This is a genomic window from Siccirubricoccus soli (assembly GCF_024178315.1).
In the GTDB taxonomy this organism is placed as follows: Bacteria; Pseudomonadota; Alphaproteobacteria; order Acetobacterales; family Acetobacteraceae; genus Siccirubricoccus; species Siccirubricoccus soli.
The window spans coordinates 21,287-46,688 of the sequence record NZ_JAMZIK010000015.1 but is presented as its reverse complement, the minus strand read 5'-3'; the positions used below and the strand labels follow the sequence as shown (position 1 = coordinate 46,688).

Genomic DNA, 25,402 nt, shown 5'->3' with positions numbered 1-25,402 from the left:
CCCAGGTCGCGGTGATGCTATGTCCCGCGATCGTCCTTGGGGCGGACGCTAGTCGTCGTGCGCTCGGCCGGTCAATGCAAAGTTTTACCGGCGATTTTGCGGCGAAGAGCGAGGTGTAGCCGGAATGTCCCGGCCGCGTCGGGCCGCGCGAAGGGCCGGGCCTTGCCGGCCGATGTGTGGCGAAAGCCGGTCTGTAGCCGGGCGCCATCGGTCGTGCTCCTGGGCTGCGGCAATCCGGCGTGTGCCGCGTTACGCGCAGCGCATGGAGACTTCGGCCCGTATCGGCGGGCCCAAGGCGGAAGGCGGGGCGATGAGGCTGTTCCTCGATCTCGACGGCGTGCTGAGCGATTTCGACCGCGGCGTGCGGGAGGTGACCGGCAAGCGGCCGGAGGAACTGCCGCTGAAGGTCATGTGGGCTGCTCTCGCCCGCGCTCCGCGCTTCTTCGAGACCCTGGCCTTCATGGAAGATGCCGAGGCGCTCTGGCGCTTCTGCCAGCCCCACCATCCCACCATCCTCACCGGCCTGCCGCACGGCGCCTGGGCACCCGGGCAGAAGCGGCGCTGGGTCGCCCGCATGCTGGGCGCGCATGTGCCGGTGGTCACCTGCATGACGCGGGAGAAGCCGAAATGGTCAGGCGCCGGCCATGTACTGGTGGATGATCGCTTGGCCACGCGCGAGGGCTGGGAGCGCAAGGGCGGCATCTTCATCCATCACCTTTCGGCCGAGCGGTCGATCGCCGCCCTGTGCCGCCTCGGTTTCACCGGTCAGGAGCCGGACGCCTCACCGTTTCAGCCGCAGCACGGCGCCTCGCCCGGCGCCGGGCCTGCCGCGGCCCGACCCTCGCCGAGTGCGCAGGCGACGTTCCCGCCACGCCGGGGAATGTGACCGGGCGCCGGTGCCGCCGGACGCATACGCGCGCTCTCCCGCGCCGTTCGGCAGCCAGAGGGAAGCGGAGCGTCGCATGAGCAAGGACAAGGGCCAGAGCCAGCAGGGCAAGATGGGTCGTGGCCAGACCAGCCCCGGGCAGCCCGCCGGGGGGCGGCGGATGAGCGACGAGGCGGGCCGCTCCGGCGGCGCGCATATGCCGGAGACAAGCGGCAGAAGCCATCAGGGCGAGCAGCAGCGGGCAAAACCCGGCGAGAACAAGGGCAAGGACCGCGGGGCCTAGAGCAGATCGCCGTAGGGCGGCATCGCCCGAAGGCGTGAATCTGCTCTGCAAACAAAGGCGTAGAGCGTTGTCGGTGAACGCCTGTAAACCGAAAACGCTCTAGGCCGGCACCGTTCCGGACGGGGCGTGGCCGCACGTCTGCCAGCTGCCAGGACGGCAGGCCGCCGGGCGGCCTGCGCTGCCCGTCACGACCACGCCGATCAGGCGCGCCGCTATCCTGGCCCGGCAGCCTGAGCCGGCACGAGGCAGGCGCGGTCCAGGCGATAGAGCCGCACCGCATTGTCGTGGAACAGCGCCGCAAGCTGCGCCCAGGGCAGGTGGGCGACCGCCGTGGCGAAGCCGGCATAGATTGTGCGGAAGTCGCCGCAGAGCCCGTCCACCGGGAAATTCGACGCGAACAGGCAGCGCTGCCAGCCGAAGATCTCGATCGTCTCGCGGATGATCCCGGCATTGTCCTCCGCCCGCCAGGGCTGCCCGCGCAGGCCGAGGCCGGAGATCTTCACGCTGACCTGTGGCGCCGCCGCCAGGCGCTGCATGGCGGCGCGCCAGCCGGCGAGGCCCACCGGGCTGCGGTCGGACGGCAGGCCGGTATGGTTCAGCACCAGCTTCGTCTCGGGGTAAGCGGCGACGAGGTCCAGCGCCTCCTCCAGATGCCACCATGGTGTCTGCAGCTCGAAATGCAGCCCATGCTCCGCCAGCCGGGCATAACCCGCCCGCCAGCGTCGGTCGCCCATGGAGCCGGGGGCGCCGCGCTCCGCCTCCGCCGGGCTGGCGGCGGCGCGGGGCTTGTGCCGCACCCCCTTCACCAGCGGCAGTCGCGCCAGCCCCCGCAGCACCTCACCCAGATCCTCGCGGTCCAGCCAGGCCTGCGCCACATGCGCCGCCGGCCTGCCGGTGCGGGCGGCGAGTTCCGTCATCCAGCGCGCCTCGCCGAGCGGGTCGGCGGGGTCCCATTCGCCTTCCATGGTCACGGTCGCCACCACCGGCACACCTGCCGCCGCCGCGTCGTAATCCTCCGGCAGGAAGTTGCGGCCGCGCAGCGCCGAGTAGTCGCCATAGCGGAAGGGGATCATCGGCAGGTCGCGCAGCCAGGGATGCGGGTTGCGGCCGAGATCCCAGAAATGGTGATGGGCGTCGATGACCGGCAGGTCGGCCGCCACCGCCGCGCCGCTCACGCCCGCGCCAGGCCCAGCTCGCGCAACAGCGCCGTCGAGGTCTCGCCGAAGCCCGCGACGAAGCCGGCGAAGGCCTCCGGCCCGTCCCAGACCGGGACGATGCCGCGGGCCCGCATCTGCTCCTGCACCTCGGCCCGGGCATGGGCGCGGGCGGCGGCGGCCAGCAGCGCCGTGCGCACCGGCGCCGGGATGCCGCGCGGTGCGACGAGGGAGAACCAGTTGGCGTAGCTCCAGGCGAGGCCCGCCTCGCGCATCGTCGGCACCTCCGGCATGGTCGAGAGCCGCGCCTCCCCCATGATGGCCAGCACCCGCACCCGCCCGGCCGCGGCCAGGGATTGCGCCTCGATCGGCGAGCCGGTGAAGACGCCGATGCCGCCCGCGACCAGGTCCTGCAACGCGGGGGCGCCGCCATTGCTCGGGATCCAGCGGATGCGGTCGGCCTCCAGGCCGAGCGCACGGCACATGCCGGCGGCGGCCAGGTGCCAGGAGCCGCCGGTGCCGACGCCGGAGCCGGTGATCTGCCCGCGCCGGGCCTCCCGCAACGCCGCGGCGAAGCCCGCGAAATCGCGCCACGGCCCCTGCGCCTGCACCGTGACGCCGGCCGGGATGGTGGCCAGACGCGACAGCAGGTCCAGAGTCTCGGGTCCGAAATCGGCGAGGCCGAGGGTCCGGAAATTGACGAATTCCGATGTGCCGGTGCCGATGGTGTAGCCATCCGCCGCCGCATGGGCGATGGCGGCATGGCCGGTGATGCCGTTTCCGCCGGTGCGGTTCACGATGTTCACCGGCTGGCCCAGCTCCCGCTCCAGCCCCTGGGCGAAGATGCGGGTCACCGTGTCGGCCCCGCCGCCCGCCGCCCAGGGGACGAGCAGCGTCACCGGCCGCGTGGGCCAGACCTGCGCCCATGCCACGGCCGGCGCCGCAAGAAGGCCAGCCGCGCCCAGCAGGTGGCGACGCTGCATCATGGTCCGTTTCCTCCGCCGGGTCGCCCGCCCGCGCCACGGGGGCGCGGCTGGCCGGTGCCGTTCTTCCTTGTGCCGCCGAGTATGCGCCGAAGGTCATCCTAGGGACAATCCGGGCCAGGCGCCGCACCTTCCCGGCGATGCCGGCCGGTCCTCGCCTACCGGTGGCCTTCGACCGGTGCGGGGCCGCGGAGTGACCCGCCCGGCGGCCGAGGGGCAGCCGGTCGCGACCGATCAACGGCCCTTGGCATGACCAGGGACCTCGCCCCCTCGCCACAGCCAGGCCGCCGTCAGCATCAGCAGCAGCGTGGCCAGGGCATTCGCCCAGGCCAGGGCGTCTAGGCCGGCCCAGCCGGCGCTGCCGATGGCGCGCACCAGCACCGGGCCCGCGATCTGCCCCGCCGCGAAGGCGACGGTCATCCGCGCCAGCAGCGGCGTCGGGTTGGCCGGAAACTGCTCGCGCGCCAATTGCAGGCCGGCCATGGTCGCGACCATGAAGGTCCCGCCGACCAGCACGGCGGCGGCGGCCAGGGCCCAGAGGCTCTGCGACACCAGCGTGATCGCCGTGCCGAGCGCCATGGCGCCATGCGCCAGCGCCCAGACGCGCCGGCGCGGCCAGGCCGGAAGCCAGCGTGCCGCGGCGCCGACCGAAACGGCCGCCGCCAGCCCGAAGAGCGGCCAGGTGAGGCCGAAAACGAGCGGGTCCGGCACCTGCTGCCGGGCCATGGCGGGCAGGAAGGTGGCCGGCACGATGTAGCCGAAGCCGAAGATGCCGTAGCTCAGCACGAACATCGGCGAATGGCGGCGCGGGCCGGCCGCAGGGGCGGAAAGGGGGCGCGGCACCGGGGCCGCCGCGCCCCGCGGCGCGGCCAGCCCCACCAGCACCGCGCCGAAAGCGGCGGCCAGCCCCAGCTCCAGCCACAGCCACCGGGCAGGCTGCTGCCCGCCCAGCCAGGCCAGCCCGCCGGCCAGTGCAATGCCCAGGCCGACCCCGGTATAGACCCAGGCGCCGAGCCGGGCGGCCTGGTGCCGGGCGAGCTCCGCCAGGCACCAGGCGCTGGCGCAGACCAGCGCCCAGGCGCTGCAGACGCCCGCCGCCGCGCGCAGTGCCGCGCCGAGCGGCGCCGCCATGGGGCCGTCGAGCCCAGCGACGGCCAGCGTCGTCAGGGCCACCCCGGCCAGGGCCAGGCGCAGGCCGCGCCGCGGGTCGCCGCCGAACCACGGCGCGGTCAGGGCGCCGAGGAGGTAGCCGGTGTAGTTCGTGGCTGCCCATTCGGCGCCGGTCGCGGCGTCCAGGGTGCCGTCGCGCAGCATCAGCGGCAGCAGCGGGGTGAAGGCGAAGCGGCCGACGCCCATGGCGACGGCAAGGGCAAGGATGCCGCTGCCGATGAGGCGCGCGGTCGTCAGGCGATAGGCGGAAGGATGGTGGGTATCCATGGCGGGCGACATGGGACACCCGCGCGGTCTTGTTGAATACTGAATTATTGGAACATATAATTCTCTGAATGAGAATGATGGATCTGGACGACCTCCACATCTTCCGCTGCGTCGTCCGGGAAGGCGGGGTGACGCGCGCCGCCCAGCGGCTGCACCGCGTGCCCTCCAACGTCACCACACGGCTCAAGCAATTCGAGGAGCGGCTGGGAGTCGGCCTGTTCCGCCGGCAGGGCCGCGGCCTGGTGCTCACCGAGGCCGGGCGCGTCCTGCTCGGCCATGCGGAGCGGCTGCTGCAGATGGCTGATCTGGCGGAGCAGGAGCTGCGCAGCGGCGCCGTGCGCGGCGCCTTGCGGCTTGGCGCCCTGGAAAGCGCCGCGGGCGCCAGGCTGCCGCCGATCCTCTCGGCGTTCCACGCCCGCTACCCGGAGGTGGCGATCGAGCTGCAGACCGGCACGACCGGCACGCTGCTGCGCCAGCTCGAGCGGTTCGAGGTCGAGGCGGCCTTCGTCTCGGAGCCCTTCGAGAAGGGCAGCCTGTCCTCGGTGCCCGCCTTTGTTGAGGAACTGGTCCTGATCTCCGCCAAGGGCAGCCCCGCCTTCCGCCGCGCGGCCGAGCTGGGGGACCGGACGGTGGTCGCCTTCCCGCATGGCTGCTCCTATCGCCGGCGCCTGGTCGATTGGCTGGCGGCGGGAGGGGCGTCGCCGCGGCGGATCCTGGAGCTCGGCTCCTACCACGCCATCGTCGCCTGCGTCGCGGCCGGTACCGGCATCGCCGTCGTGCCGGCTTCGGTGCTGGACCAGGCTGCGCTGGGCGCGACGGTGCGCCGCCATCCGCTGCCGGCCCGGCTGCGCGTCAACCGGACGCACTTGGTCTGGCCGGGCGAGGCCAGCCCGCCCTTGCGCGCCCTCATGGACATGCTGCCGCAGGCGCCCGGCCGCGATGGCCGCGCCGCCTGAGGGCGGCGTGGGCGCAGGGCTGGCTGGTGCGCCGGGCCGCCGAAGCCTGCGATGGCGTCCGTCGCCGGCGCATGCGGCGGCCGGATCGCCATGCGGGAGGCGGATGCCGCGGTCGCCGCGTCTTTTCTGCATCGCTCCCTTGCCTGCTGGGGCGTGGCCGCCCGCCCGGGCCCGCCGCCCCGCCGCATGACCCCGTCGCTTGCGCCGCGGCTCCGCCCGCCGGTCAGGTGCTTGCCCGGTGGATGATCTCGAAGCGCAGGTCGATGGCCAGCGGGCCAGTCGCGCGGCCCTGGATGCGGTCCAGCAGCACCTCGGCGCTGCGGCGGCCGATCTCCTGCCGCGGCAGGCGCAGCGTGGTCACCGGCGGCACGAGGTGGCCCAGCAGGTCGATGTTATCGAAGGCCGCGATCGCCACCTTCTCCGGCACCTTCCAGCCGCGCCGCGTGCATTCCAACGCGGCGCCGATGGCCAGCACGTCGCCGGCGAAGAAGATGGCATCCGGCTCACCGCCGCCCTCCAGCAGCCGGTACAGCGCCTCCACCCCGGCGGCGAGGCCTGGCGGCACTTCCAGCACCAGACGCGGGTCATAGGGCAGCCCAGCCTCCTCCAGCGCCGCCTCATAGCCGCGGCGGCGGTCCCGGCTGCGCTCATTTGCCGCTAGCGGCAAGGTGACGAAGCCGATGCGGCGATAGCCCAGCCGCAGCAGGTGCTGCGTCATCGCCTTCGCCGCATCGTGGTTGGAATAGCTCACCACCATGTCCAGCGGCTGGCGGGTGAGGGTGCCGTTCTCCACCACCGGGATGCCGGCGCGGCGGATCATCGCCACCGCCTCTGGCGTGTGTGTCGTGTCGTGCAGGATGAGGCCGGCAACGCGCTGGCCGAGAAAGGCACGGATCGCTGCCTCCTCCGCCGCCGCGCCATAGCCGGAGGAGGCGATCATCAGCTCATGCCCATGCCGCCGCAGCACGTCCGAAATGCCCTGGATGGTACTGGCGAAGAGGGAATTCTCGATGCTCGGCACCACGAGGCCGATGACGCTGGAGCGGGAGGAGGACAGGCTGCCGGCGAGGCGGTTGGGCACGTAGCCCACGGCGCGGACCGCTTCCTCGACCCGGGCGCGCACCTCGGGCGAGACGCGCTCTGGCGTCTTCAGGGCGCGGGAGACGGTCATGGTGGAAACCTGAGCGACGCGGGCGACGTCGCGCATCAGGGCGGGAAGTTGGGGCTCCCCCCCCGAATTCCCGGTGGAAGGCACTGCCCGCTGCATCCCCACCGCCGGCTGTGCCACCCCCCGGACCCCGGTGTGAGTCGGCTGGGTCAACCTGTCGGGTGCAAGGCTCAGACCGGGGTCCGGGGACCGGTCCGATGCCCGGCGGGGGTTCGGGGGCAGCGCCCCCGATCTTCCCCCCCGCCTCACGCCGCGGACCAGCCGCCATCCAGCGGCAGCACCGCGCCGGTGATGTCGCGCCCGGCCTCGCTGCACAGGAAGGCGGCCATGGCACCGATGGCCTCCGCCTGCACGAAGCGGCCGGTGGGCTGCTTGCCCGCCAGGAACTGCGCCTCCGCCGCCCCCCGGTCCAGCCCGCCGGCCGCCATGGCGGCGCGGAGCCGCGCCTCGATGTTCGGGGTCAGGGTGGAGCCGGGGCAGAGCGCGTTGCAGGTGATGCCGCTGGTCGCCGTCTCCAGCGCCACGGCACGGGTCAGCCCGATCAGCGCCGTCTTGGTGGTGACGTAGCCGACGCGGTTGGCGGCGCCGATCAGCCCGTAGATCGAGGACATGTTGAGCACCCGCCCCCAGCCGCGCCGCCGCATCACCGGCAGGCTGAGCCGGACCAGGTGGAAGGCCGCCGAGAGGTTGACGGCGATGTCCTCGTCCCAGGCCTCGGGCGTGGTCTCCTCCACCGGGCCGAAATGCCGGGCGGCGGCGTTGTTCACCAGGATGTCGGGCGGCCCCGCCTCGGCGATGAGGGCGGCGATGGCGGTCGGGTCCGCCAGCTCCGCACGGTGGTATGAGGCGCGAATGCCGAGCGCCTCCAGCTCCGCCAGCGCCGGCGCCGCCTCCGCCGCCGAGGCCAGGCCGTGCAGCCGGATGTCGCAGCCCGCCCTGGCCAGGGCGCGGGCCACGGCGAGGCCGATGCCCCCGGTGGAGCCGGTGACGAGGGCGATGCGCCCGCGCAGCCCCGGTTCCGCCCGCGGCCCTGGATTGTCTGTTAGCGATAACATATGCGCAGACTAGGACGGCTTCGGTTCTGAGCGCAATCGAAGCTTCATGGTCTTTACAGCTCCGGCGGCGAGGATTACCGATATCACGAATGGCGGCCCTTGGCCGCGCCGCGTCCAGGAACCCACCATGCCGGCCCATGCATGCCGAGCCCTGGCCGTTCCGCCGCCAGGGGCCGCCCCTGGGGGCGCCGGCCTGCCTCGCCCGCCGAAGCCGCAAACGACCACGGAGGACCGAGGCCCATGACCATCTCCCGCCGCCTCCTGCTCGGCGCCGCGGCCACCCTGCCGCTCGCCGCGCCGGCCCTGGCCGCCTTTCCGGAACAGCCGGTGCGCGTCGTCGTGCCGTGGAATCCAGGTGGCCTCGCCGACATCCTGATGCGGGCCCTCGGCCCCGGCATGGGGCGCCTGCTCGGCCAGCCCGTGGTCATCGAGAACCGGGCCGGCGCCAATGGCGCGGTCGGCACCCAGGTCGTCGCCCGCTCCCCGGCAGACGGCCATACGCTCATCCTTGGCAATGCCGAGACGCATGTCATCAACCCGCTGATCTATCCGAAGCTGACCTACAATCCGGCCACCGAATTCACCCCGGTGACGACCTTCGCCAGCGGGCCCTTCGTCCTCATCACCCGGCCGGGGCTGGGGGCGGAGACGCTGGAGGCCTTCCTCGCCATGGTCCGCCGCCAGCCCGGCAAGATCACCTTCGCCTCCTGGGGCATCGGCAGCACCTCGCACCTGGCCATGGAGGCGCTGATCAAGCAGGCGAAGCTGGAGATGCTGCACGTGCCCTTCACCGGCGCGGCGCCGGCGGCCACGGCGCTGATCGCCGGGCAGGTGGATTGCATGTTCCTCAATGCCGGGCCGGCCGAGGCCGCGGCGAAGGACGGCAAGTCGAAGATCCTCGGCGTCGGCTCCCGCACCCGCATCCCGCAGCTCCCCAACACGCCGACCATGGTCGAGCTCGGCCTGCCGGTGGATGCGGCGAATTGGTTCGGCCTGCTCGGCCCCGCCGGCCTGCCCGCCCCGGTGGCGGCCCGCATCGCCGCGGTGGTGGGAGACGCGCTGAAGGCCGACCAGGTGCAGGAGGTCTTCCGCGCCCAGGCGGCGCTGCCGGTGACGCAGACCCCCGCCGAGATGCAAAGCTTCCTGGCCGTGGACCGGGAGCGCTGGGGAGGCGTGGTCAAGGATCTCGATATCCGGCTGGAATAGGGCCGGCGATCCGGGACAGGGAAGGAGGAAGCGATGTCGGAAAATGTCTTCACCCAGGGCGGGCTGCGCCTCACGCCCCTGACCCCGGTCTTCGCCGCGCGGGCGGAGGGGCTGGATCTGCGGAAGCCCCTGACGCCGGCGCAGCAGGCGGCCGTCTCCGCCGCCATGGACCGCTACGCCGTGCTGGTCTTCCCTGGCCAGCCCTTCGTGGATGACGAGCAGCTCGCCTTCGGTCGCCAGTTCGGCGAGGTGGAGGAGACGCCGAGCCTGGTGGACCAGTCGCGCCGCCGCCTCGCCGACAACCAGGTGAACGACATCTCCAACCTCGGCGTGGACGGCAGGATCCTGCCTGCCGATGACCGCCGGCGGATGTTCAACCTCGGCAACCTGCTCTGGCACTCGGACAGCAGCTTCAAGCCGACGCCGGCGCACTGGTCCATGCTGAATGCCCGCGTCATCCCGCCGGAGGGCGGCGAGACGGAATTCGCCGATATGCGCGCCGCCTGGGATGCGCTGCCGGAGAAGATGAAGGCACAGGTGCGCGACCTCGTCACCGAGCACTCGCTGATCTACTCCCGCGCCCAGCTCGGCTTCGAGGCCTTCTCCCCGGAGGAGGTGGAGCGCTGCAAGCCGGTGCCGCAGCGCCTGGTGCGGCGCCATCCCGGCTCCGGCCGGCTCAGCCTGTATCTCTCCGCCCATATCGGTGCCATCCAGGGCTGGCCGCGGCCGGAGGCGATGGCGCTGATCCGCGAGCTGACCGAGTTCGCGACCCAGCCGCGCTTCGTCTACAGCCATCGCTGGACGGTGGGCGACCTGGTGGTGTGGGACAACCGCTGCACCATGCATCGCGGCCGGCGCTACGAGGACAAGGTCTATCCGCGCGACATGCGGCGGGTGACGCTAAAGGATTCCGCCCCGACCCTCGAACAGGCGGCCTGAGCCGATGCGCCGCCTGCTGCTGGCCCTGCTGCTGCTGGTCCCGGCGGCGGCGGGCGCCCAGGGCCAGGGCCAGGGCCAGGGCCAGTCCTATCCGGACCGGCCGATCCGCCTGATCGTCGCCACGGCGGCCGGCGGCGCCTCCGACATCCTGGCCCGGCAGGTCGGCGCCAAGCTGGCCGAGGTGCTGGGCCAGCCGGTGGTGGTGGACCCGCGGCCCGGCGCCAATGGCAACATCGCCGCCGTCGCCGCCGCCCGCGCGGCGCCGGATGGCTACACGCTGATGATGGGCACCATCGGCGCCATGGCGGTGAACGCCGCCATCTACCGCGACCCCGGCTACGACCCGGCGCGGGATTTCGAGGCGGTGGCGCGGCTCGTCCGCTTCGCCAACATCCTGGTCGTCCATCCTTCCAACCCTGCCCGCACCATGGCGGAGTTCATCGCCTGGGCGCGCACCCGGCCGGCCGGGGCGAACACCTATGGTTCGCCGGGCAATGGCGGCTCGCCGCACCTCGCCATGGTGGTCTTCGCCCGCATGGCCGGGCTGCAGATGGAGCACGTGCCCTATCGCGGTGCGGCGCCGGCGCTGAACGACCTCGTCGCCGGCAACCTCACTGCTGCTTTCAGTGATCCGCTGCTGACCCTGCCGCAGGTCCAGGACGGCAGGGTGCGGGCGCTGGCGGTCAGCGGCCCGCGCCGGCTGGCGGCGGCGCCGGAGATCCCGACCGTCGCCGAGGCCGGGCTGCCCGGCTACGAGGTGACGGGCTGGCTCGGCATCGTCGCGCCGCGCGGCACGCCGGGGCCGATCGTCACCCGGCTGAATGCCGAGCTGAACCGGATCGTGCAGGAGCCGGAGATGACCGCGCGGCTGGCCGCCCAGGGCGCCGAGGTCACCACCGGCACGCCGGCCGAGTTCCAGGCGTATATCCACAGCGAGATCCGCCGCTGGGCCGAGGTCACGCGCGAGGCAGGAATCCAGGCCGAATGAGCGAGACCATCATCGAGGCGCTGGCCGCGCGGCTGGCCGCGCATGGCGTCTGCCGCTTCTTCGGCGTGCCGGGCGGCGATTGCAGCCTGGATCTGATCGAGGCGGCCGCCCGCCACGGCATCGAGTTCGTGGTGACGCGGACGGAGACGGCCGGCGCCATCATGGCCGCCGCCACCGCCCAGCTCACCGGCGCGCCGGGCGTGCTGATGACGACGCGCGGGCCCGGCCTCGCCAACGCCGTGAACGGCATCGCCGCGGCGAAGCTGGACCGGGCGCCGCTGCTGGTGCTGGCCGATGGGCATGAGCCGCACCAGGCCCATGCCAGCCACCAGCGCTTCGACCAGGCGGCGGTGGTGCGCCCGCTGGTGAAGGCGGAAAGCTGGCTGGCGGAGGCCGACCCGGCTGCCGAGATCGAGCAGCTCATCGCCATCGCCCGCACGCCGCCGCAGGGGCCCGTCTATGTCGAGCTGGTGGGCCAGCGCATCCGCGCGCCGCTGCCAGCCGGCGCCACCGCCACGCCGCCGCCGCCCGCCGCGCCTGCCCCGGCGCCGGCTGCGGTGGCCGCGGCGGAGGCAGTGCTGCGCGCCAGCCGGCGCCCCGTCATCATCGCCGGGCTGCAGGCGGCGGAACCCGGCGCGGCCGCCGCGCTGCGGCGCCTCGCAAGGGCCTGGGGCGCGCCGGTGCTCGCCACCTACATGGCCAAGGGCGCCTTCCCGGATACCGACCCCCTGGCGGTCGGCCCCTTCATCGCCGGCGCGGCGGAGGATGCCCTGCTGCGCAGCGCCGATGCCATCCTGCTGTTCGGCGCCGATCCCATCGAGTTCCTCCCCACGCCCTGGCGCTACAAGGCGCCCACGGTGATGCTGACCACCCACGCCTTCGACCGCGAATTCCACCCCTGGGTGGCGGAAGTCGTCGGCAGCCTGACCGACAGCGCCGGCCTGCTGGAGGCCACGGTGAAGCCAGGCGGCTGGAGTGCCGGCGAGATCGCGGCGCAGCGCGCTGCCATGCAGGCAGCGGCGCGGACCGGCACGGCAGCGCGCGGCGTCTCGCCGCATGCGCTGGTGGATGCGGTGGTCGCCGCCGCGCCCGACGGGGCGCGCATCGCGGTGGATGCCGGGGCGCATATGCTGCCGGTCATGGCGCTCTGGCCCTCAGAGCTGCCGCACGGGGCGCTGATCTCCCGCGGCCTCGCCACCATGGGCGGGGCGCTGCCTTCGGCCATCGCCGCCAGCCTGGCGGAGCCGGAACGGCCGGTGGTGGCCTTCACCGGCGATGGCGGTTTGATGATGTGCCTGGCGGAGCTGGCGACGGCGGTGCAGGCCGGCTGCCGCAAGCTGGTGGTGGTGGTGTTCAACGACGCAGCCATGGCGATGATCGAGGTGAAGCAGCGCCGGCGCCAATTCCCGGCCCGCGGCATGGACTACGACACTGCGGATTTCGCCGCCGCCGCCGCCGCTTTCGGCTGGCGCGGCTTCAGCGTGGCGGCGCCGGAGCAGCTGGCCGGGGCGCTGCAGCAGGCCTTCGCGGCCGACCGCCCCGCGCTGGTGGACGTGACCGTGGACCGCGAGGCCTATCACAGCCTGCTGCCCGCGCTGCGCGGCTGAGGTGGCTCGGGGCGGCTCTGGTGCTGCCCCCGACCGGCTGCGCCCTTGCCCGGCAGCCGGCCGGGCAGGGGCAGCGCGCCGCTCCGACCGGTGGCGGGTTACGGTGCCCTGGCCGCTGGCATACGGGCAAGAAGGCGGCGGTCGTAGTCGTCCGCCAGGGCGTGCAGCGCCGCGGCGCCGTCCCCGCGGTAGGAGGGGCCGTGCATCAGCGCCAGGGTGCGTGGCGTATATCGCGCCAGCCGGCGGATCGTCGCGCCCATCTCCGGGTTCAGGCTGGAATATCCGAACATGTCCTCGCCCGCGATGGCGGGGCCGAGGATATCGCCTTCGGTGAGCGCGGGACCGTCGCCGGCCTGGGTGAAGAGGTCGCCGCAGAGCAGCGTCCCGGTCGTCTCATCGAGGAGGATGCCGGCATCCCAGCCATGCGGGGTGTGCGGCGTGTCGATGTAGCGGAGCCGCTTGCCGCGCCCGAGCTCGATCACCTGCCCGTCCTGCAGGATGCGCGGCGCGCGGTCCGCCATGTCGTTCAGCGAGACCATGCAGCCGGTCTGGCCATGCGCCACCTCGGCGTGTGGCGCCACGGCCAGCCACTCGTTCATCGCGCCGCACTCATCGGCCTCGTAATGGCCGAAGCTGATCCAGCGCAGCCGCTCGGGCGGCATGAGGCGGGCGAGGGCGGCATGGAGCAGCGGGAACATCCGGCGCAGGCCGGTATGGAACAGCAGCGGCTCCTCCCCGAGCAGGAGGAAGTGGTTGAAGGTGAAGCCGGCGGGCGGCGCGATCTGCGGCACATGAACCGAGAGCCGGAAGATGCCGTCCGCGATTTCGTCGATCCTGGCGTCCATGAGCCCCTCCTTGCCCCCGGGCCGGCCGGGGATCGGCGCCTCCGCAGCCTCTTATTCCAGGGTGATCCGCGCATCGGCGATGACCGGGCGCCAGATGGCCACCTCCGCCTGCATCCGGCGCGCCAGCGCCTCCGGCGTGCCGCCGAGGAGGCGCGAGCCGACCGCATCCAGCATGGTGCGCGTCTCCGGCTTCTGCAGGAAGCGGTTGGCGGCCTCGTTCACCTTCTGCACGATGCCGGCGGGCAGACCGGGCGGGCCGAGGATCGCGGTCCAGCCGATCGCCTCGAAGCCCGGCAGGCCCTGGGAGGCGATGGGCTCGGCACCCGGCAGCGCGGCCAGGGGCTCGGTCGCGGCGACGCCGAGGGCGCGGACCGTCCCCGCCTGGATATGCGTCTGGTAGGCGGGGACCAGGTCGATCGCCATCTCCACCGTGCCGCTGAGCAGCCCGGTGGCCGCCGTCGCGCCGCCGCGGAAGGGCACGATGGTCAGGTCGATCCCGGCGCGGCGTCGCAGCAATTCGGCGGCGAGATGGCCGAGCGCCCCGGTCGCCGGCACGCCGCAATTGATCTTCCCCGGATTGGCCTTGGCATAGGCCAGCATGTCCCGCAGCGAGGCATAGGGCGCGTCCCGCCGGGCGACGAGGATCACCGGCAGATCCGACAGCAGCGCGATCGGCGTCAGGTTGGTCAGCGGGTTGTAGGGCATCCGCCGGAACAGCAGCGTGTTCGTGGAGATCGGGCCGTTGGTGGTGACCAGCAGCACCTGCCCGTCGGGCTCGGCGCGGGTCACGGCATGGGTGCCGACATTGCCGTTGGCGCCGCCGCGGTTGTCCACCACGAAGCTCTGGCCGAAGGTCGTGGAGAGGTGCTGCGCCAGGGGGCGGCCGATGACATCGGCGGAGCCGCCGGGCACGAAGGGGACGACCAGGGCCACCGCCCGGCTCGGCCAGGCCTGCGCCGCGGCCGGCCCGGCAGTGGCGAGGCCGAATCCGGCGCCGAGGGCGCCAAGGCGGCGGCGCGTGATGCTCCCCATGGCGATCTCCCCCCTGTCCGATCCGGGCCTACTCGGCGAAGTAGAGGCGCATCGGCGTGTCGCCGGTGATCTGCCGGCGCAGCGCCGCATCGGGCACCCAGTCATGCAGGGCGGCGATGGTGTCGGCATAGCTCACCTGCCCCTCGAAGGAGGCGAAGGGCCAGTCGCTGCCCCAGACCAGCCGCTCCCCGCCCGCGACGGCGAGCAGCGCCCGGGCATGCGCCCGCGCCGCCTCCGGCGACTTCGCCCGGAAGCCGCCCGAGAGCTTCACCCAGGTCCGCCCCCGCTCGATGGCCGCCAGCATGGCCCGGAAGCCGGGGCAGTTCACGCCCTGCTCCGGGTCGGGGTGTCCCATATGGTCGATGACGAGCCTCACCCCGGCCTGCTCCATCGCCGCGATGACCTCCGGCAGCATCGGGCTGGCGACGAGCGTGTGCACATGCCAGCCGAGGTCGCGCACCCGGCGCAGCAGCAGCCGGTACTCGGCGGAGCGCAGATCGGGCGGGTTGGGCACGCGGCGGAAGAACAGGCGGATGCCGACGATGCCGTCCGCCTTCATCCGCTCCATGGTATAGAGATCCGTCTCCGGCCGCAGGAAGACGGTGCCGCGCAGCCGCGGATGCCGGCGCAGGGAGCGGATGGTGTAGTCGTGGTAATCGCCATAGAGGCTCGCCGCCGCGACCACGCCGAAGCCGACGCCATGCGCATCCATGACCGAGAGGAACTGCTCCGCCGTCGCATCCTCCGGCGGCTGGTGCCAGGCCCAATCCGTGATGGGCATGTCGCGCGTGTAGAGATGGAAATGGGTATCGACGAGCGGGGTGTCGCGGTCCGGGGCCGCCGCGGCTGGCTTGGCGTCAGCCCCTGAGGGTGCCTGCGGCATGCGTTTCCTCCTGCGCCCGCCGTGGCGCGGGGCTTTGCGCCAAGCTTAGGGCAGGCCCGGCGCGTCGCTCCAGAGGGCAATTGCCAGCTGGCAACTGGCACAGGGCCATCGGACGGGCGGCCGGCGCCAATCTGGCCTTCGCCCCGGCACCAGCGCCGGGGGGAGCCTGGTTCAGGCCGCGCCTTCCGTCTGGGTGAACACTTCCCAGCGCGCGCCGCGCACGCAGGCGATGAGGGTCATGCCGCAGGCCTCGGCGGTGCGGATGGCCAGCGTCGTCGGCGCCGAGACCGCGACCAGCACCGGCACGCCGAGCGTCGCCGCCTTCTGCACCAGTTCCACCGAGACGCGGCTGGTCAGCACCACCGCGCCCCGGCCGCGATCCTCCCCCGCGCGCGCCAGGGCACCGGCCAGCTTGTCCAGCGCGTTGTGCCGGCCGACATCCTCCCGCGCCGCGACCAAGCCGCGTCCAGGCACCCAGAAGCCGGCGGCATGCACGCCATGGGTCAGCCGGTGCAGCGCCTGGGCCTCGCCCAGGGCGGCGACGGCCTGCGGCACCTCCTCCGGCGCCAGGCGCAGCGCGGTGCGGAGGCGCGGCAAGGGGCGCAGCGCCGCCTCCAGGCTCTCCACCCCGCACAGCCCGCAGCCCAGCGCGCCGGCCATGCGCCGCCGCCGGGCGCGGAAGGCCGCAAGCTGCGCCTCTTCCAGCTCCAGCCGCAGCTCGATCCCGCGCGGCCGCTGCAGGATCGTGAGGCCGAGCAATTCCTCGGGCCGCGCGACGATGCCCTCGGTCAGGCAGAAGCCGAGGGCAAAATCCTCGAGCGCCGCCGGCGTCGCCATCATCACCGCATGGGTCGCGCCGCCGCAGGTGAGGGCGACCGCCACCTCCTCCGCCACCAGCCTTGCGCCGGGCCCGTCCGGCGTCTCGGTCGCAACGGCCTGGACCGGCGTGGGCAGGGGGGGCGTGGGCAGGTCCATGGCGGCCTCCGACTGGCCTCGGGATAGCGCCCGAGGCCCCGGCCCGGTTGCCAGGCCGGAACCAGAAGCCGCCCCCATCGCTTCCATCGCCACAGCCCCGTGCAGCGGGGCGAGGAGGTGCTATGCCTGAGCAGGAGCAGGATCTGCGCATCACCGACCCCAGCACGGCCTCTGGCGGCTGGGGTTCGCTGGAAGGGGTTGCCGGCATATTGGGGAAGGAGGGGCATGCGCTCTCCACCGCCGCCCTGCTGCGCAAGCAGAACAAGCATGACGGCTTCATGTGCGTCTCCTGCGCCTGGGCGAAGCCGGAGCCGCCGCATCTGCTGGAATTCTGCGAGAACGGCGCCAAGGCGACCGCCTGGGACCTGACCAGCCACCGGATCGACCCGGAACTCTTCGCTCGCCATACGGTGTTGGAGCTGGAGGGCTGGACCGACCACGCCCTGGAACAGGCCGGCCGCCTGACCGAGCCGATGCGCTGGGACGCCGCCTCGGACCGCTACGTGCCGGCGAGCTGGGAGGAGGCCTTCGCCGGCATCGGCGCGGCGCTGAAGGGCTTCGACCCGAAGGAGGTGGTCTTCTACGCCTCCGGCCGCGCCAGCAACGAGGCCTCCTTCCTCTGGCAGCTCTTCGTCCGGGCCTATGGCAGCAACAACCTGCCGGACAGTTCCAATATGTGCCACGAGAGCACCTCGGTGGCGCTGCCGAAGGCGATCGGCGTGCCGGTCGGCACCACGACGCTGGAGGATTTCACCCACACCGGCTGCATCCTGATCTTCGGCCAGAACACCGCGGTGAACAGCCCGCGCATGCTGCATCAGCTGGAGGACGCGACGAAGCGCGGCGTGCCCATCATCATCTTCAACCCGCTGCGCGAGCATGGCGTCGAGCGCTTCACCAACCCGCAGAGCCCGCCCCGGATGCTGACGGCGAAGTCGCGGCTGCTGGCGGCACAATTCCACCAGCCCCTGCCGGGCGGCGACCTCGCCGCCCTCACCGGGTTGTGCAAGCTGCTGCTGGAATGGGATGCGGCGGGGGAGGCGGTGCTGGACCACGGCTTCATCGCCGAGCACACCCATGGCTTCGATGCCTTCAAGGCCTCGATGCAGCGCTTCGGCTGGGAGGAGATCGAGGCCCGCAGCGGCCTCTCCCGCGCCGCGCTGGAGGAGGCGGCGCGGACCTATGTGACGGCGGACTCCGCCATGGGCATCTATGGCATGGGCCTCACCCAGCACCGCCTCGGCGTCGAGATGGTGCGGATGCTGGTGAACCTGCTGCTGCTGCGCGGCAATATCGGCAAGCCGGGCGGCGGCATCTGCCCGGTGCGCGGTCATTCCAACGTGCAGGGCCAGCGTGCCGTCTGGATCACCGAGAAGCCGGAGCTCGCGCCGCTCGACCGCTTCGCCGAGCTGTTCGGCTTCGACCCGCCCCGGGACAAGGGCATGGACGTGGTGGAGACTGCGCAGGGCGTCATCGAGGGCAAGGTGAAGGCGGTGCTGCAACTCGGCGGCAACCTCACCCGCTCCCTGCCGGAGCGCGGCCTGCTGGAGCCCGCCTGGCGCCGCCTGCCCCTGACGGCGATGATCACCACCAAGCTGAACCGCAGCCATCTGGTGCATGGGCGAAGCGCTTGGCTGCTGCCCTGCCTCAGCCGCATCGAGATCGACCGCCAGGCGAGCGGGCCGCAGATCGTCTCCATGGAGGACAGCACCTCCGGCATCCATCCCTCGCATGGGCAGCGGGAGCCGGCGAGCCCGCATCTGCTTTCGGAACCCGCGATCATCGCGGGCCTGGCCAAGGCCACGCTCCCGCCCAACCCGAAGCTGGACTGGGATGGTTGGGTCGGTGACTACACGCTCATCCGCCGCACCATCGCCGAATGCCATCCCGAATGGTTCTCCGATTACGATGCGCGCATGCGCCGGCCAGGCGGCTTCCTCCGCGCCAACCCGGCGCGGAAGCGGGAATGGCGGACGGAGACGAAGAAGGCGAATTTCCTGGCGCTGGAGAGCCTGGAGGCTGACCCGGACATGCCCCTCGCTCAGGGGGCCGGCCACTTCCAGCTGATGACGGTGCGCAGCAACGACCAGTTCAACACCACCATCTACGGTTACGAGGACCGCTTCCGCGGCGTCTCCGGCAGCCGCGAGGTGGTCTTCCTCAACCCGGAGGACATCGCTGCCCTTGGCCTCGCCGCGGGCCAGCGCGTGACGCTGGAGACGGTGGCGAAGGATGGGGTGGAGCGGCGCGTCCGCGGATTGCAGGTGGTGCCCTTCGACCTGCCGCGCGGCAGCGCCGCCGCCTACTACCCAGAGTGCAACCCGCTGCTGCCGCTCTGGCACCATGCCCGCGCCAGCCATGTGCCGGCCGCGAAATCCATCCCGGTCCGGCTGCACGCCGAGATCTGAATGCGCCGGCGCTGGCACTGGCTCTGGCTGCTGCCGGCGGCGGGGGCGCTTGCCGCTGCCGCGCTGTGGTGGCTCAGCGCCCCGCGGCCACGCTTCGGGCCCGAGGCGGCAGCGATGTTCGAGCAGGGCGATGCGGCGCGCGGCCGCCTCATCTTCGCCGCCGGCGACTGCGCCTCCTGCCACGCCTCGCCCGGCCAGCCGGATCGGCTGCGGCTTGGCGGCGGCATGGCGCTCGCCTCGATGCTCGGCACCTTCCGGCCGCCGAACATCTCGCCGGATCCGGAGGACGGGATCGGCCGGTGGAGCGGCGTGGAGTTCGCCAATGCGCTGATGGCCGGCGTCTCGCCGGACGGTCGGCACTATTACCCGGCGCTGCCCTATATCGGCTATGCGCAGATGCGGCCGGAGGATGTGGCGGATCTGTGGGCCTATCTCCGTACCCTGCCGCCGGTCCCGGGCCGGGCGCCGCCGCATGACCTGGCCTTCCCGCTGACCATCCGCCGGCCGATCGGGCTGTGGAAGCTGGTCTATCTGGAGGAACGGCCGCTGGCGCCCGATCCGGCGCAGGACGCTGCCTGGAACCGCGGCCGCTACCTGGTGGAGGCGGTGGCGCATTGCGCCGAATGCCATGCCTCGCGCGGGCCGTTGCTCGCGGTCAAGGAATCGACGCGGCTGGCGGGCGGGCCAGACCAAGAGGGGACGGGCTTCGTCCCCAACATCACTCCGGCGCGGCTGGGCCATTGGAGCGAGGCGGATTTCGCCACGCTGCTGAGGACCGGCCGCAGCCCGGAAGGGCGGCTGGCGCGCTCCTCCATGGCGGATGTGGTGCTGAACACGGCGGAGCTGCCGGAGGAGGACCGGCTGGCCATCGCCCACTTCCTGAAAAGCCAGCCGCCGCGGCCGACGCCGCAGCCCTGATCAGCGGGAATAGAGGAAGGCGGCGATGTCGCGGGCCTCGGCCTCGGCCAGCCCCGTCGCCGGCATGGCGGTGCGCGGCGAGACGGCGCGCGGGTCGAGCAGCCAGGCGATAAGGTTCCCGGCGCTGTTCGGCAGCACCCCGGCGATATAGACCCGGGCGCCGATCCCGCCGAGCGGCGGCCCCACCTGGCCGTCGGCGCCGGGCACGCCGGGGATGCTGTGGCAGCCGGCACAGCCATAATGGCGCAGCAGCGCGGGCGCGCGGGCCGGATCGCCGCCGGTGATGGCGCGGGCGACCAGCTCGGCCTCGCTGGGCTGTTGCTGCCACCACCAGCCGCCGGCGGCGGCCGCCAGCGCCGCAAGGACCCCAAGGGCGAGGACTGACCTAGGCCAGCGCATGGCGGCGCCCCCCGCGTTGCAGCGCCTGGCCCAGCAAGGCCAGCGCCGCCCCGGCATAGATCACGCCGCCCGGCACCCACATCACCAGCCCGGCCAGTTGCTGGTCCTCCAGCGGCGTCAGGCCGAAGCGCGCCGCCTCCGCCGTCTGCACCCCGTAGAGAACGCGCGGCGCCAGCACCAGCAAGGTACCGAGCAGGCCGGTGTGCAGCATGGTCAGGAAGAGATCCGCCACCGCCACCAGCGGCCGCGCCCGGCGCAGCATGGCCCACCAGAAGAGCAGCGCGCTGAGCAGGAAGGAGAGGTGCTGCGCCCGGTGCAGCATGGGGTGGCCCAGCACCGCGTCGAACACCGGCGGCACATGCCACGCCCAGATGGCCGCGCCATGCAGGAAGGTGGCGATGGCAGGGTGCGTCAGAAAATGCCAGGGCCGGCGCAGGCCCCGGGCGCCGCGCCCGATCCGCCGCCGTGCCGCGGGTGGGAAGGCCCAGAGGGCAACGGCCATGGGCCGGCCCAGCACCAGCAGCGGCGCGGCAACGGCCATGACCAGTTCGTGTTCCACCATATGCGCGGTGAACATCAGCTCACCCAGCACGTGCAGCGGCGAGAGTAGGGCGCCGGCCAGCAGCAGCCAACCGGTGAGCCAGGCAGCGGCTGGGGCGGCCAGGCGCCTGGCGCGCCCGCCCAGCCGCAGCAACCCGCCGAGATAGAGCGCCAGGAAGGCCAGGAGCGGCAGCAGCACCAGCGGGTCGAACTGCCAACCCGGCGTGTCCCCGCCATGCGCCAGCGCGGCGCCGGGCCAGAGCAGGAGAAGGGCGATCAGGCCTCGCATCCGCCCAGCACCAGCGTGGCCAGTAATTGCAGGCCGAGCGGCAGGGCCAGCAGCAGCGCCAGCAGCGCCCCGAGCGCGGCGGCGAAGCGCGTGGGGCCGTGTGCCCCGGCCCGGCCGCGCCAGGACAGCGCCGCACCGGCCAGGGCGATGGCGAGGCAGAGCGCCACCAGCGGCACGCCGGGGCGCACGCCGTCCCGGCAGAACAGCCAGGGCGTCATCTGCCCAATCTGGGTGCTGGCCCCGAGGGCGAGCGACCCCAGCACCCAGCCGGTCGGCACCAGCCATGCCCGCGCGCTCATAGCCGCGGCACCCAGTAGAGGCAGGCATAGACCGGCATCCAGGTGGCGACGATGAAGTACCAATAGGCCACCTCATCCTCCACATCGCCGTAGCGGCGCGGATTGTCGGCATGGCGGGTGAACATCAGCACCGCCAGCACCATGGTCTCCACCAGATCGGCCAGCAGATGCGTGGTGTGCAGGCCAAGCAGCACCCAGACGATGGAGCCATAGGCGCTCTCGTCCCACCGCACGTGGAAGGCCCCGAATTCCAGCACCCGCAGGGCCAGCGGCAGGACATTGACCCCGATCATCACCAGCAGCCCCAGCCGGACGCGCCGCAGATCCTGCGCCTTTGCCCAGCGGGAGAGCAGAAAGTTCGGAATGAGGCTGAGCAGCAGCACCAGCGCCACGCCGCTGCCCGCCGCGAGCTCCGGCGGCGGCGCCGGCGGCCAGGTGGCGACGACGGTGGCGAGGTAGAGATAGACGGCGACGGCCAGGGCGAAGCCCGTGCCCTCGATCAGCATGAAAGCGAGGTTGCCCCACCAGGTCGGGCTGGAGCCACGCGGGCCGCTGATCGGCAGCTCTGAGAGGTCAGCGACGATGCGCGCCTTCATGACTCATCCTCCGGCGTGCCACGCGGCCAGAACCAGAGGATCAGCGCCGCGACGACGGGGATGCTGCCCCAGACCACGGCCCAGGGGCTGAAGATGGACCAGATGAGCATCACCGAGGTGACGATGGCGGCAAGGAAGGGCCAGATGGAATCCTGCGGCGAGGAATCCCGCGCCTCCGGCTCCGCCGCCATCACGCTGGTCAGTACCAATTCCCGCCGGTCCAGCCGCAGCCCGGTGGCGACCTTCAGCTCACCCGGCGCGTCCCAGAGCGGGCTGACGCTCTCCACCACCGGGATGCGGCTGAAATTCCAGGGCGGGGGCGGGGAGGCGGTGGCCCATTCCAGCGTCGGCGCGCCCCAGGGGTCCGGGCCCGCCATCTCACCCTTCCGGGCGCTGCGCCAGGCATTCCAGAAGAACAGCAAGAAGCCTAGCGCCAGCAGCGCCGCGCTGAGGGAGGAGAACAGGTTCAGCCCGGCCCAGGGCAGCTCCGGCTGGTAGGTATAGACCCGCCGCGGCATGCCCCAGAGGCCGAGGATGTGCATCGGGAAGAAGACCAGGTTGAAGCCGCCGAAGACGAGGCCCCAGGCCCAGCGTCCCAGCCGCTCGCTCATCATGCGGCCGCTCAGCTTGGGGAACCAGTAATGGATGGCGCCGAGCAGCGGGAAGACCGCGCCGCCTATCAGTACGTAATGGAAATGCGCGACGACGAAGTAGCTGTCGTGCAACTGGGTGTCGAGCGGGACGGAGGCCACCATCACCCCCGTCATGCCACCGAGCACGAAGGTGAAGAGGAAGGCGAGGACATAGAGCATCGGCACGGCCATGCGCGGCCGTGCACCCCAGAGCGTCGCCAGCCAGCAGAAGATCTGCAGCCCGCTCGGCACCGCGATGGCCATGGAGGAGGCGGTGAAGAAGCTCTCCCCCAGCCGCGGCAGGCCGGTGGTGAACATGTGGTGGACCCAGAGGCCGAAGGCGAGCAGCCCGATGCTGACCAGCGCCAGCACCATGGCGGTGTAGCCGAAGATGGGACGGCGGCAGAAGGTGGAGAGGATGGTGGAGACCATGCCGACCGCCGGGATGAAGATGATGTACACCTCCGGATGGCCGAAGAACCAGAAGAGGTGCTGCCACAGCAGCACATCCCCGCCCGCTGCCGGGTTGAAGAATTGCGTGCCCACCAGCCGGTCGAGGATCAGCGCCGTGCTGGCCAGCACCACGGCGGGCATGGCCAGGATGACGACGAAGGAGGTGACGAGCATCGCCCAGACGAAGAGCGGCATGCGATCCAGCGACATGCCGGGCGCCCGCTGTTTGAAGACGGTGACGACGATCTCCACCGCAACGGCCAGGGCCGCGATCTCGGTGAAGGTGATCATCTGCGCCCAGATATCGGCCCGCTTGCCGGGGGCGTATTGCGGGCCGGAGAGCGGGACATAGGCGAACCAGCCGACATCCGGCCCCATGTCCAGCAGGAAGGCGATCCAGAGCAGCGCCCCGCCGAAGAGATAGACCCAGTAGGAGAAGGCGTTGAGCCTGGGGAAGGCGATGTTGCGCGTGCCCACCATCAGCGGCACGAGATAGACGCCGACCGCCTCCATCACCGGCACGGCGAAGAGAAACATCATCGTCGCGCCGTGCATGGTGAAGATCTGGTTGAAGCGGTCCGGCCCCAGCAGCCGCCCTTCCGGCTGCGCGAGTTGCCAGCGCATCAGCAGCGCCAGCACCCCGCCCAGCGCCAGGAAGAGGAAGGCGGTGGCGATGTAGCGACGGCCGATCGCCTTGTGGTCCACCGTGGTGAACCAGCCGAGCAGGCCCGGCCGGGCCGACCAGACGGAGGCGAGGGCGGCGTCCAGCGCCGCGCCATCCAGGCCGGTATCGCGTGGCTGCGCACTCACTGGAGCAGCGCCATGAAATCGGTCAGTGCCTGCAGCTCATCGGATGAGAGCGGGACCAGGGGCATGTTGTTACCAGGCTTCAGGGTCTGCGGGTCGGCGACCCAGGCGGCCAGCGCGCCGCGCGTCATCGGCAGCAGCCCGGCGCCGATGCTGCCGCGCGAGGCGAGATGCGTCAGGTCCGGGCCCGTGCTGCCCTTGGCCGTGCTGCCGCGCACCGTGTGGCAGGCGCTGCATTGCCGGGCCTCGAAGACCCGGCGGCCCTCGGCGGCCAGGGCCGGCTCGGCCGCCGGCGCGGCCTGGGCGGCGCGCCAGCGGGCGAACTCCTCCGCCGGCTGCACCATCACCAGCAGTGCCATGCGGGCATGCTGCAGGCCGCAGAACTCGGCGCATTGCGCGCGATAAATGCCCGCCTCGCGCGGGGTCAGCAGCAGGGCGTTGTCACGGCCCGGGATCAGGTCCTGCTTGCCGGCCAGGTTCGGCACCCAGAAGCTGTGGATCACGTCCCCCGCCGCCAGTTCCAGCCGCACCTGGCGGCCGAGTGGCAGACGCAGCTCATTGGCCGTGGTGAAGCCGGGGGCGTCGCCCTCCGCCGGATAGGCGACCTGCCACCACCATTGCCGGCCTTGGATCTGCACCACCAGCGGTGCCTCCGCCGCGGCGGAGAGCGGGCGGGTGGCAAGGTAGCTGGCGAAGGTGAGGCCAATGATGACCAGCACCGTCCCCGCCGTCGCCACGCCCACTGGCCAGCCGGGTCGCCGCGGCTGCCCGGGCCGGCGCCACAGCCCGAGGGCTGCCACGAGCAGCACCGCCAGCCAGATCGCGCCCAGCAACGCCACCACGGGCCAGAACAGGGCGAGAAGGGTGGCCGCCTCCGCCCCGCCCGGCGCCAGCGCCGATTGGGCTGCCTCCTTCATGGCTCGAGCGGCGCGAAGCGCGCCGGGGCGCGGTTCTCCGCCGGCCGGGTCGGCGGCGCGTCATCGCGGCTGGGCGCCGCCGCGCCGCCGCTATAGGCGCCGAGCTGCTGCACATAGCCGGCAAGCTGCCAGAGCTGGTCATTGGTCAGCCGGCTGCGAAAGGCCGGCATGCCGCCCGGCCTGCCATCGCGCACGGAAAGATAGATGGTCTCGAGCCCCGGCCCGTAATTCCACCAGCCATCCAGCAGCGCCGGGCCACGCGCGGTGCCCTCGCCCTGCCCATGGCATTGCGGGCAGCCGAACCAGGCATAGAGCCGCTTGCCCTCGGAGAGCTGGTAGGCATTGGTGCGATAGGGCTTGCCCAGGGCGAAATACACCTCCGGCGGGCGGCCGCCGATGCCGATGGGCAGGATCGCCACGCCGTCGAGCGCTGCCGCGACCGGGGGATCCGGCCGCAGATCGCGGGTCTCGCGCTTGCAGCCCTGGAGCAGCGGCACGGCCAGGGCCAGGAGCAGCATCCGCCTCATGCGCCGGGAGAGCCCCCCGGGCGGCTGGCTGGCATCGCACTCCCCCCTCCTTGCTCGAGGCCGCGGCGTCCATCGCGCCGGGCATCTTTACGCAACGCGCGGTGCCGGTATCCGATCACATGCGCGCGCGCGAAAACTTCGCCGCCATCCGTGGCGCATGGGATGCGGCGGGCCGGATGCGACCGCGCCGGTAGCGTGCCGCAGGCGCATGTCGTGCCGC

25 protein-coding genes are annotated in these 25,402 nt (G+C 72.4%); 9 read left to right on the top strand and 16 right to left on the bottom strand.

Annotated features, from left to right (window positions below; translation table 11 throughout):
• The first annotated feature begins 310 nt into the window (after nt 1-310).
• Both NJ376_RS02680 and NJ376_RS02675 read left to right on the top strand, forming a co-directional pair.
• Nucleotides 311-886, top strand: coding sequence for a hypothetical protein (locus NJ376_RS02680; RefSeq protein WP_252951693.1), 576 nt, complete (start codon nt 311-313; stop codon nt 884-886).
• Nucleotides 887-962: 76 nt separating this feature from the next.
• The gene (locus NJ376_RS02675) at nt 963-1,169 is read left to right on the top strand and encodes a hypothetical protein (protein WP_252951692.1); all 207 of its coding nucleotides are present in this window, start codon (nt 963-965) and stop codon (nt 1,167-1,169) included.
• Between the two features lie 212 nt (nt 1,170-1,381).
• Here NJ376_RS02675 and NJ376_RS02670 read toward each other — a convergent pair whose 3' ends face one another.
• The 3 genes from NJ376_RS02670 to NJ376_RS02660 form a co-directional block, all read right to left on the bottom strand.
• Entirely contained in the window at nt 1,382-2,344 is a 963-nt protein-coding gene (locus tag NJ376_RS02670) for an amidohydrolase family protein (RefSeq protein WP_252951691.1), read from the bottom strand.
• Complete coding sequence (locus NJ376_RS02665; protein WP_252951690.1) at nt 2,341-3,309, bottom strand: Bug family tripartite tricarboxylate transporter substrate binding protein; 969 nt, start codon at nt 3,307-3,309, stop codon at nt 2,341-2,343. Before NJ376_RS02665 ends, NJ376_RS02670 begins: the two co-directional genes overlap by 4 nt.
• 231 nt (nt 3,310-3,540) lie before the next feature.
• Nucleotides 3,541-4,755, bottom strand: coding sequence for a YbfB/YjiJ family MFS transporter (locus NJ376_RS02660; protein ID WP_252951689.1), 1,215 nt, complete (start codon nt 4,753-4,755; stop codon nt 3,541-3,543).
• A 56-nt stretch (nt 4,756-4,811) separates the two neighbouring features.
• Here NJ376_RS02660 and NJ376_RS02655 point away from each other — a divergent pair, with 56 nt between their 5' ends.
• Entirely contained in the window at nt 4,812-5,699 is an 888-nt protein-coding gene (locus tag NJ376_RS02655; RefSeq protein WP_252951688.1) for a LysR family transcriptional regulator, read from the top strand.
• A gap of 223 nt (nt 5,700-5,922) precedes the next feature.
• Here NJ376_RS02655 and NJ376_RS02650 read toward each other — a convergent pair whose 3' ends face one another.
• Both NJ376_RS02650 and NJ376_RS02645 read right to left on the bottom strand, forming a co-directional pair.
• Nucleotides 5,923-6,906 (bottom strand): LacI family DNA-binding transcriptional regulator, encoded by a 984-nt coding sequence (locus NJ376_RS02650; protein WP_256476101.1) that lies wholly within the window; start codon nt 6,904-6,906, stop codon nt 5,923-5,925.
• A 206-nt stretch (nt 6,907-7,112) separates the two neighbouring features.
• The gene (locus NJ376_RS02645; protein ID WP_252951686.1) at nt 7,113-7,922 is read right to left on the bottom strand and encodes an SDR family NAD(P)-dependent oxidoreductase; all 810 of its coding nucleotides are present in this window, start codon (nt 7,920-7,922) and stop codon (nt 7,113-7,115) included.
• A gap of 240 nt (nt 7,923-8,162) precedes the next feature.
• Here NJ376_RS02645 and NJ376_RS02640 point away from each other — a divergent pair, with 240 nt between their 5' ends.
• Genes NJ376_RS02640 through NJ376_RS02625 form a run of 4 tightly spaced genes read left to right on the top strand, consistent with a single transcriptional unit; the run spans nt 8,163 to nt 12,662 of the window.
• Complete coding sequence (locus NJ376_RS02640; RefSeq protein WP_252951685.1) at nt 8,163-9,128, top strand: Bug family tripartite tricarboxylate transporter substrate binding protein; 966 nt, start codon at nt 8,163-8,165, stop codon at nt 9,126-9,128.
• Between the two features lie 33 nt (nt 9,129-9,161).
• Nucleotides 9,162-10,067 (top strand): TauD/TfdA dioxygenase family protein, encoded by a 906-nt coding sequence (locus NJ376_RS02635; protein ID WP_252951684.1) that lies wholly within the window; start codon nt 9,162-9,164, stop codon nt 10,065-10,067.
• Between the two features lie 4 nt (nt 10,068-10,071).
• On the top strand, nt 10,072-11,055 hold the full coding sequence (locus NJ376_RS02630; protein WP_252951683.1) for a Bug family tripartite tricarboxylate transporter substrate binding protein: 984 nt from the start codon (nt 10,072-10,074) through the stop codon (nt 11,053-11,055).
• Complete coding sequence (locus NJ376_RS02625) at nt 11,052-12,662, top strand: thiamine pyrophosphate-binding protein (protein ID WP_252951682.1); 1,611 nt, start codon at nt 11,052-11,054, stop codon at nt 12,660-12,662. The genes NJ376_RS02630 and NJ376_RS02625 overlap by 4 nt, the downstream gene beginning before the upstream one ends.
• Before the next feature lie 98 nt (nt 12,663-12,760).
• On the opposite strand, the gene NJ376_RS02620 is transcribed toward NJ376_RS02625, so the two are convergent.
• The 4 genes from NJ376_RS02620 to fdhD form a co-directional block, all read right to left on the bottom strand.
• Entirely contained in the window at nt 12,761-13,507 is a 747-nt protein-coding gene (locus NJ376_RS02620) for an oxygen-binding di-iron domain-containing protein (RefSeq protein ID WP_252951681.1), read from the bottom strand.
• 51 nt (nt 13,508-13,558) lie between these two features.
• Nucleotides 13,559-14,539: a Bug family tripartite tricarboxylate transporter substrate binding protein gene (locus NJ376_RS02615; protein ID WP_252951680.1), complete on the bottom strand. Its 981-nt coding sequence runs from the start codon at nt 14,537-14,539 to the stop codon at nt 13,559-13,561.
• A 28-nt stretch (nt 14,540-14,567) separates the two neighbouring features.
• Complete coding sequence (locus NJ376_RS02610) at nt 14,568-15,422, bottom strand: amidohydrolase family protein (protein ID WP_252951679.1); 855 nt, start codon at nt 15,420-15,422, stop codon at nt 14,568-14,570.
• A 171-nt stretch (nt 15,423-15,593) separates the two neighbouring features.
• A complete protein-coding gene (fdhD, locus tag NJ376_RS02605) occupies nt 15,594-16,397 on the bottom strand; it encodes a formate dehydrogenase accessory sulfurtransferase FdhD (protein ID WP_252951678.1) in 804 nt (267 codons plus the stop codon).
• A gap of 122 nt (nt 16,398-16,519) precedes the next feature.
• On the opposite strand from fdhD, the gene NJ376_RS02600 reads away from it, so the two are divergent.
• Together NJ376_RS02600 and NJ376_RS02595 are read left to right on the top strand one after the other, a co-directional pair.
• Nucleotides 16,520-18,805, top strand: a complete 2,286-nt coding sequence (locus NJ376_RS02600; RefSeq protein WP_252951677.1) for an FdhF/YdeP family oxidoreductase — start codon at nt 16,520-16,522, stop codon at nt 18,803-18,805.
• On the top strand, nt 18,806-19,723 hold the full coding sequence (locus NJ376_RS02595; RefSeq protein ID WP_252951676.1) for a c-type cytochrome: 918 nt from the start codon (nt 18,806-18,808) through the stop codon (nt 19,721-19,723).
• Here NJ376_RS02595 and NJ376_RS02590 read toward each other — a convergent pair whose 3' ends face one another.
• The 7 genes from NJ376_RS02590 to NJ376_RS02560 are packed head-to-tail and all read right to left on the bottom strand — an operon-like array spanning nt 19,724 to nt 25,173.
• Nucleotides 19,724-20,122 (bottom strand): c-type cytochrome, encoded by a 399-nt coding sequence (locus NJ376_RS02590; protein WP_252951675.1) that lies wholly within the window; start codon nt 20,120-20,122, stop codon nt 19,724-19,726. It abuts the gene before it with no gap.
• Nucleotides 20,109-20,951: a cytochrome c oxidase assembly protein gene (locus tag NJ376_RS02585; RefSeq protein ID WP_252951674.1), complete on the bottom strand. Its 843-nt coding sequence runs from the start codon at nt 20,949-20,951 to the stop codon at nt 20,109-20,111. Before NJ376_RS02585 ends, NJ376_RS02590 begins: the two co-directional genes overlap by 14 nt.
• The gene (locus NJ376_RS02580) at nt 20,939-21,250 is read right to left on the bottom strand and encodes a hypothetical protein (RefSeq protein WP_252951673.1); all 312 of its coding nucleotides are present in this window, start codon (nt 21,248-21,250) and stop codon (nt 20,939-20,941) included. The genes NJ376_RS02585 and NJ376_RS02580 overlap by 13 nt, the downstream gene beginning before the upstream one ends.
• Nucleotides 21,247-21,846: a cytochrome c oxidase subunit 3 gene (locus tag NJ376_RS02575; protein ID WP_252951672.1), complete on the bottom strand. Its 600-nt coding sequence runs from the start codon at nt 21,844-21,846 to the stop codon at nt 21,247-21,249. Before NJ376_RS02575 ends, NJ376_RS02580 begins: the two co-directional genes overlap by 4 nt.
• On the bottom strand, nt 21,843-23,741 hold the full coding sequence (gene ctaD / locus NJ376_RS02570) for a cytochrome c oxidase subunit I (protein WP_252951671.1): 1,899 nt from the start codon (nt 23,739-23,741) through the stop codon (nt 21,843-21,845). The genes NJ376_RS02575 and ctaD overlap by 4 nt, the downstream gene beginning before the upstream one ends.
• Nucleotides 23,738-24,655 carry a cytochrome c oxidase subunit II gene (coxB, locus tag NJ376_RS02565; RefSeq protein WP_252951670.1) on the bottom strand — a complete coding sequence of 306 codons (918 nt, stop codon included), beginning with the start codon at nt 24,653-24,655 and terminating at the stop codon, nt 23,738-23,740. The genes ctaD and coxB overlap by 4 nt, the downstream gene beginning before the upstream one ends.
• Nucleotides 24,652-25,173, bottom strand: coding sequence for a c-type cytochrome (locus tag NJ376_RS02560; protein ID WP_252951669.1), 522 nt, complete (start codon nt 25,171-25,173; stop codon nt 24,652-24,654). The genes coxB and NJ376_RS02560 overlap by 4 nt, the downstream gene beginning before the upstream one ends.
• Nucleotides 25,174-25,402 lie beyond the last annotated feature (229 nt).

Coding starts and splice junctions, on each gene's coding strand:
- NJ376_RS02665 (WP_252951690.1), bottom strand. CDS start 3,309: ATGATGCAGCGTCGCCACCTGCTGGGCGCGGCTGGCCTTCTTGCGGCG.
- NJ376_RS02660 (WP_252951689.1), bottom strand. CDS start 4,755: ATGTCGCCCGCCATGGATACCCACCATCCTTCCGCCTATCGCCTGACG.
- coxB (WP_252951670.1), bottom strand. CDS start 24,655: ATGAAGGAGGCAGCCCAATCGGCGCTGGCGCCGGGCGGGGCGGAGGCG.
- fdhD (WP_252951678.1), bottom strand. CDS start 16,397: ATGGACCTGCCCACGCCCCCCCTGCCCACGCCGGTCCAGGCCGTTGCG.
- NJ376_RS02585 (WP_252951674.1), bottom strand. CDS start 20,951: ATGCGAGGCCTGATCGCCCTTCTCCTGCTCTGGCCCGGCGCCGCGCTG.
- NJ376_RS02630 (WP_252951683.1), top strand. CDS start 10,072: ATGCGCCGCCTGCTGCTGGCCCTGCTGCTGCTGGTCCCGGCGGCGGCG.
- NJ376_RS02640 (WP_252951685.1), top strand. CDS start 8,163: ATGACCATCTCCCGCCGCCTCCTGCTCGGCGCCGCGGCCACCCTGCCG.
- NJ376_RS02655 (WP_252951688.1), top strand. CDS start 4,812: ATGAGAATGATGGATCTGGACGACCTCCACATCTTCCGCTGCGTCGTC.
- NJ376_RS02595 (WP_252951676.1), top strand. CDS start 18,806: ATGCGCCGGCGCTGGCACTGGCTCTGGCTGCTGCCGGCGGCGGGGGCG.
- NJ376_RS02580 (WP_252951673.1), bottom strand. CDS start 21,250: ATGAGCGCGCGGGCATGGCTGGTGCCGACCGGCTGGGTGCTGGGGTCG.
- NJ376_RS02645 (WP_252951686.1), bottom strand. CDS start 7,922: ATGTTATCGCTAACAGACAATCCAGGGCCGCGGGCGGAACCGGGGCTG.
- NJ376_RS02675 (WP_252951692.1), top strand. CDS start 963: ATGAGCAAGGACAAGGGCCAGAGCCAGCAGGGCAAGATGGGTCGTGGC.
- NJ376_RS02615 (WP_252951680.1), bottom strand. CDS start 14,539: ATGGGGAGCATCACGCGCCGCCGCCTTGGCGCCCTCGGCGCCGGATTC.
- NJ376_RS02560 (WP_252951669.1), bottom strand. CDS start 25,173: ATGCTGCTCCTGGCCCTGGCCGTGCCGCTGCTCCAGGGCTGCAAGCGC.
- NJ376_RS02680 (WP_252951693.1), top strand. CDS start 311: ATGAGGCTGTTCCTCGATCTCGACGGCGTGCTGAGCGATTTCGACCGC.
- NJ376_RS02650 (WP_256476101.1), bottom strand. CDS start 6,906: ATGCGCGACGTCGCCCGCGTCGCTCAGGTTTCCACCATGACCGTCTCC.
- NJ376_RS02575 (WP_252951672.1), bottom strand. CDS start 21,846: ATGAAGGCGCGCATCGTCGCTGACCTCTCAGAGCTGCCGATCAGCGGC.
- NJ376_RS02625 (WP_252951682.1), top strand. CDS start 11,052: ATGAGCGAGACCATCATCGAGGCGCTGGCCGCGCGGCTGGCCGCGCAT.
- NJ376_RS02610 (WP_252951679.1), bottom strand. CDS start 15,422: ATGCCGCAGGCACCCTCAGGGGCTGACGCCAAGCCAGCCGCGGCGGCC.
- NJ376_RS02590 (WP_252951675.1), bottom strand. CDS start 20,122: ATGCGCTGGCCTAGGTCAGTCCTCGCCCTTGGGGTCCTTGCGGCGCTG.
- NJ376_RS02600 (WP_252951677.1), top strand. CDS start 16,520: ATGCCTGAGCAGGAGCAGGATCTGCGCATCACCGACCCCAGCACGGCC.
- NJ376_RS02635 (WP_252951684.1), top strand. CDS start 9,162: ATGTCGGAAAATGTCTTCACCCAGGGCGGGCTGCGCCTCACGCCCCTG.
- NJ376_RS02620 (WP_252951681.1), bottom strand. CDS start 13,507: ATGGACGCCAGGATCGACGAAATCGCGGACGGCATCTTCCGGCTCTCG.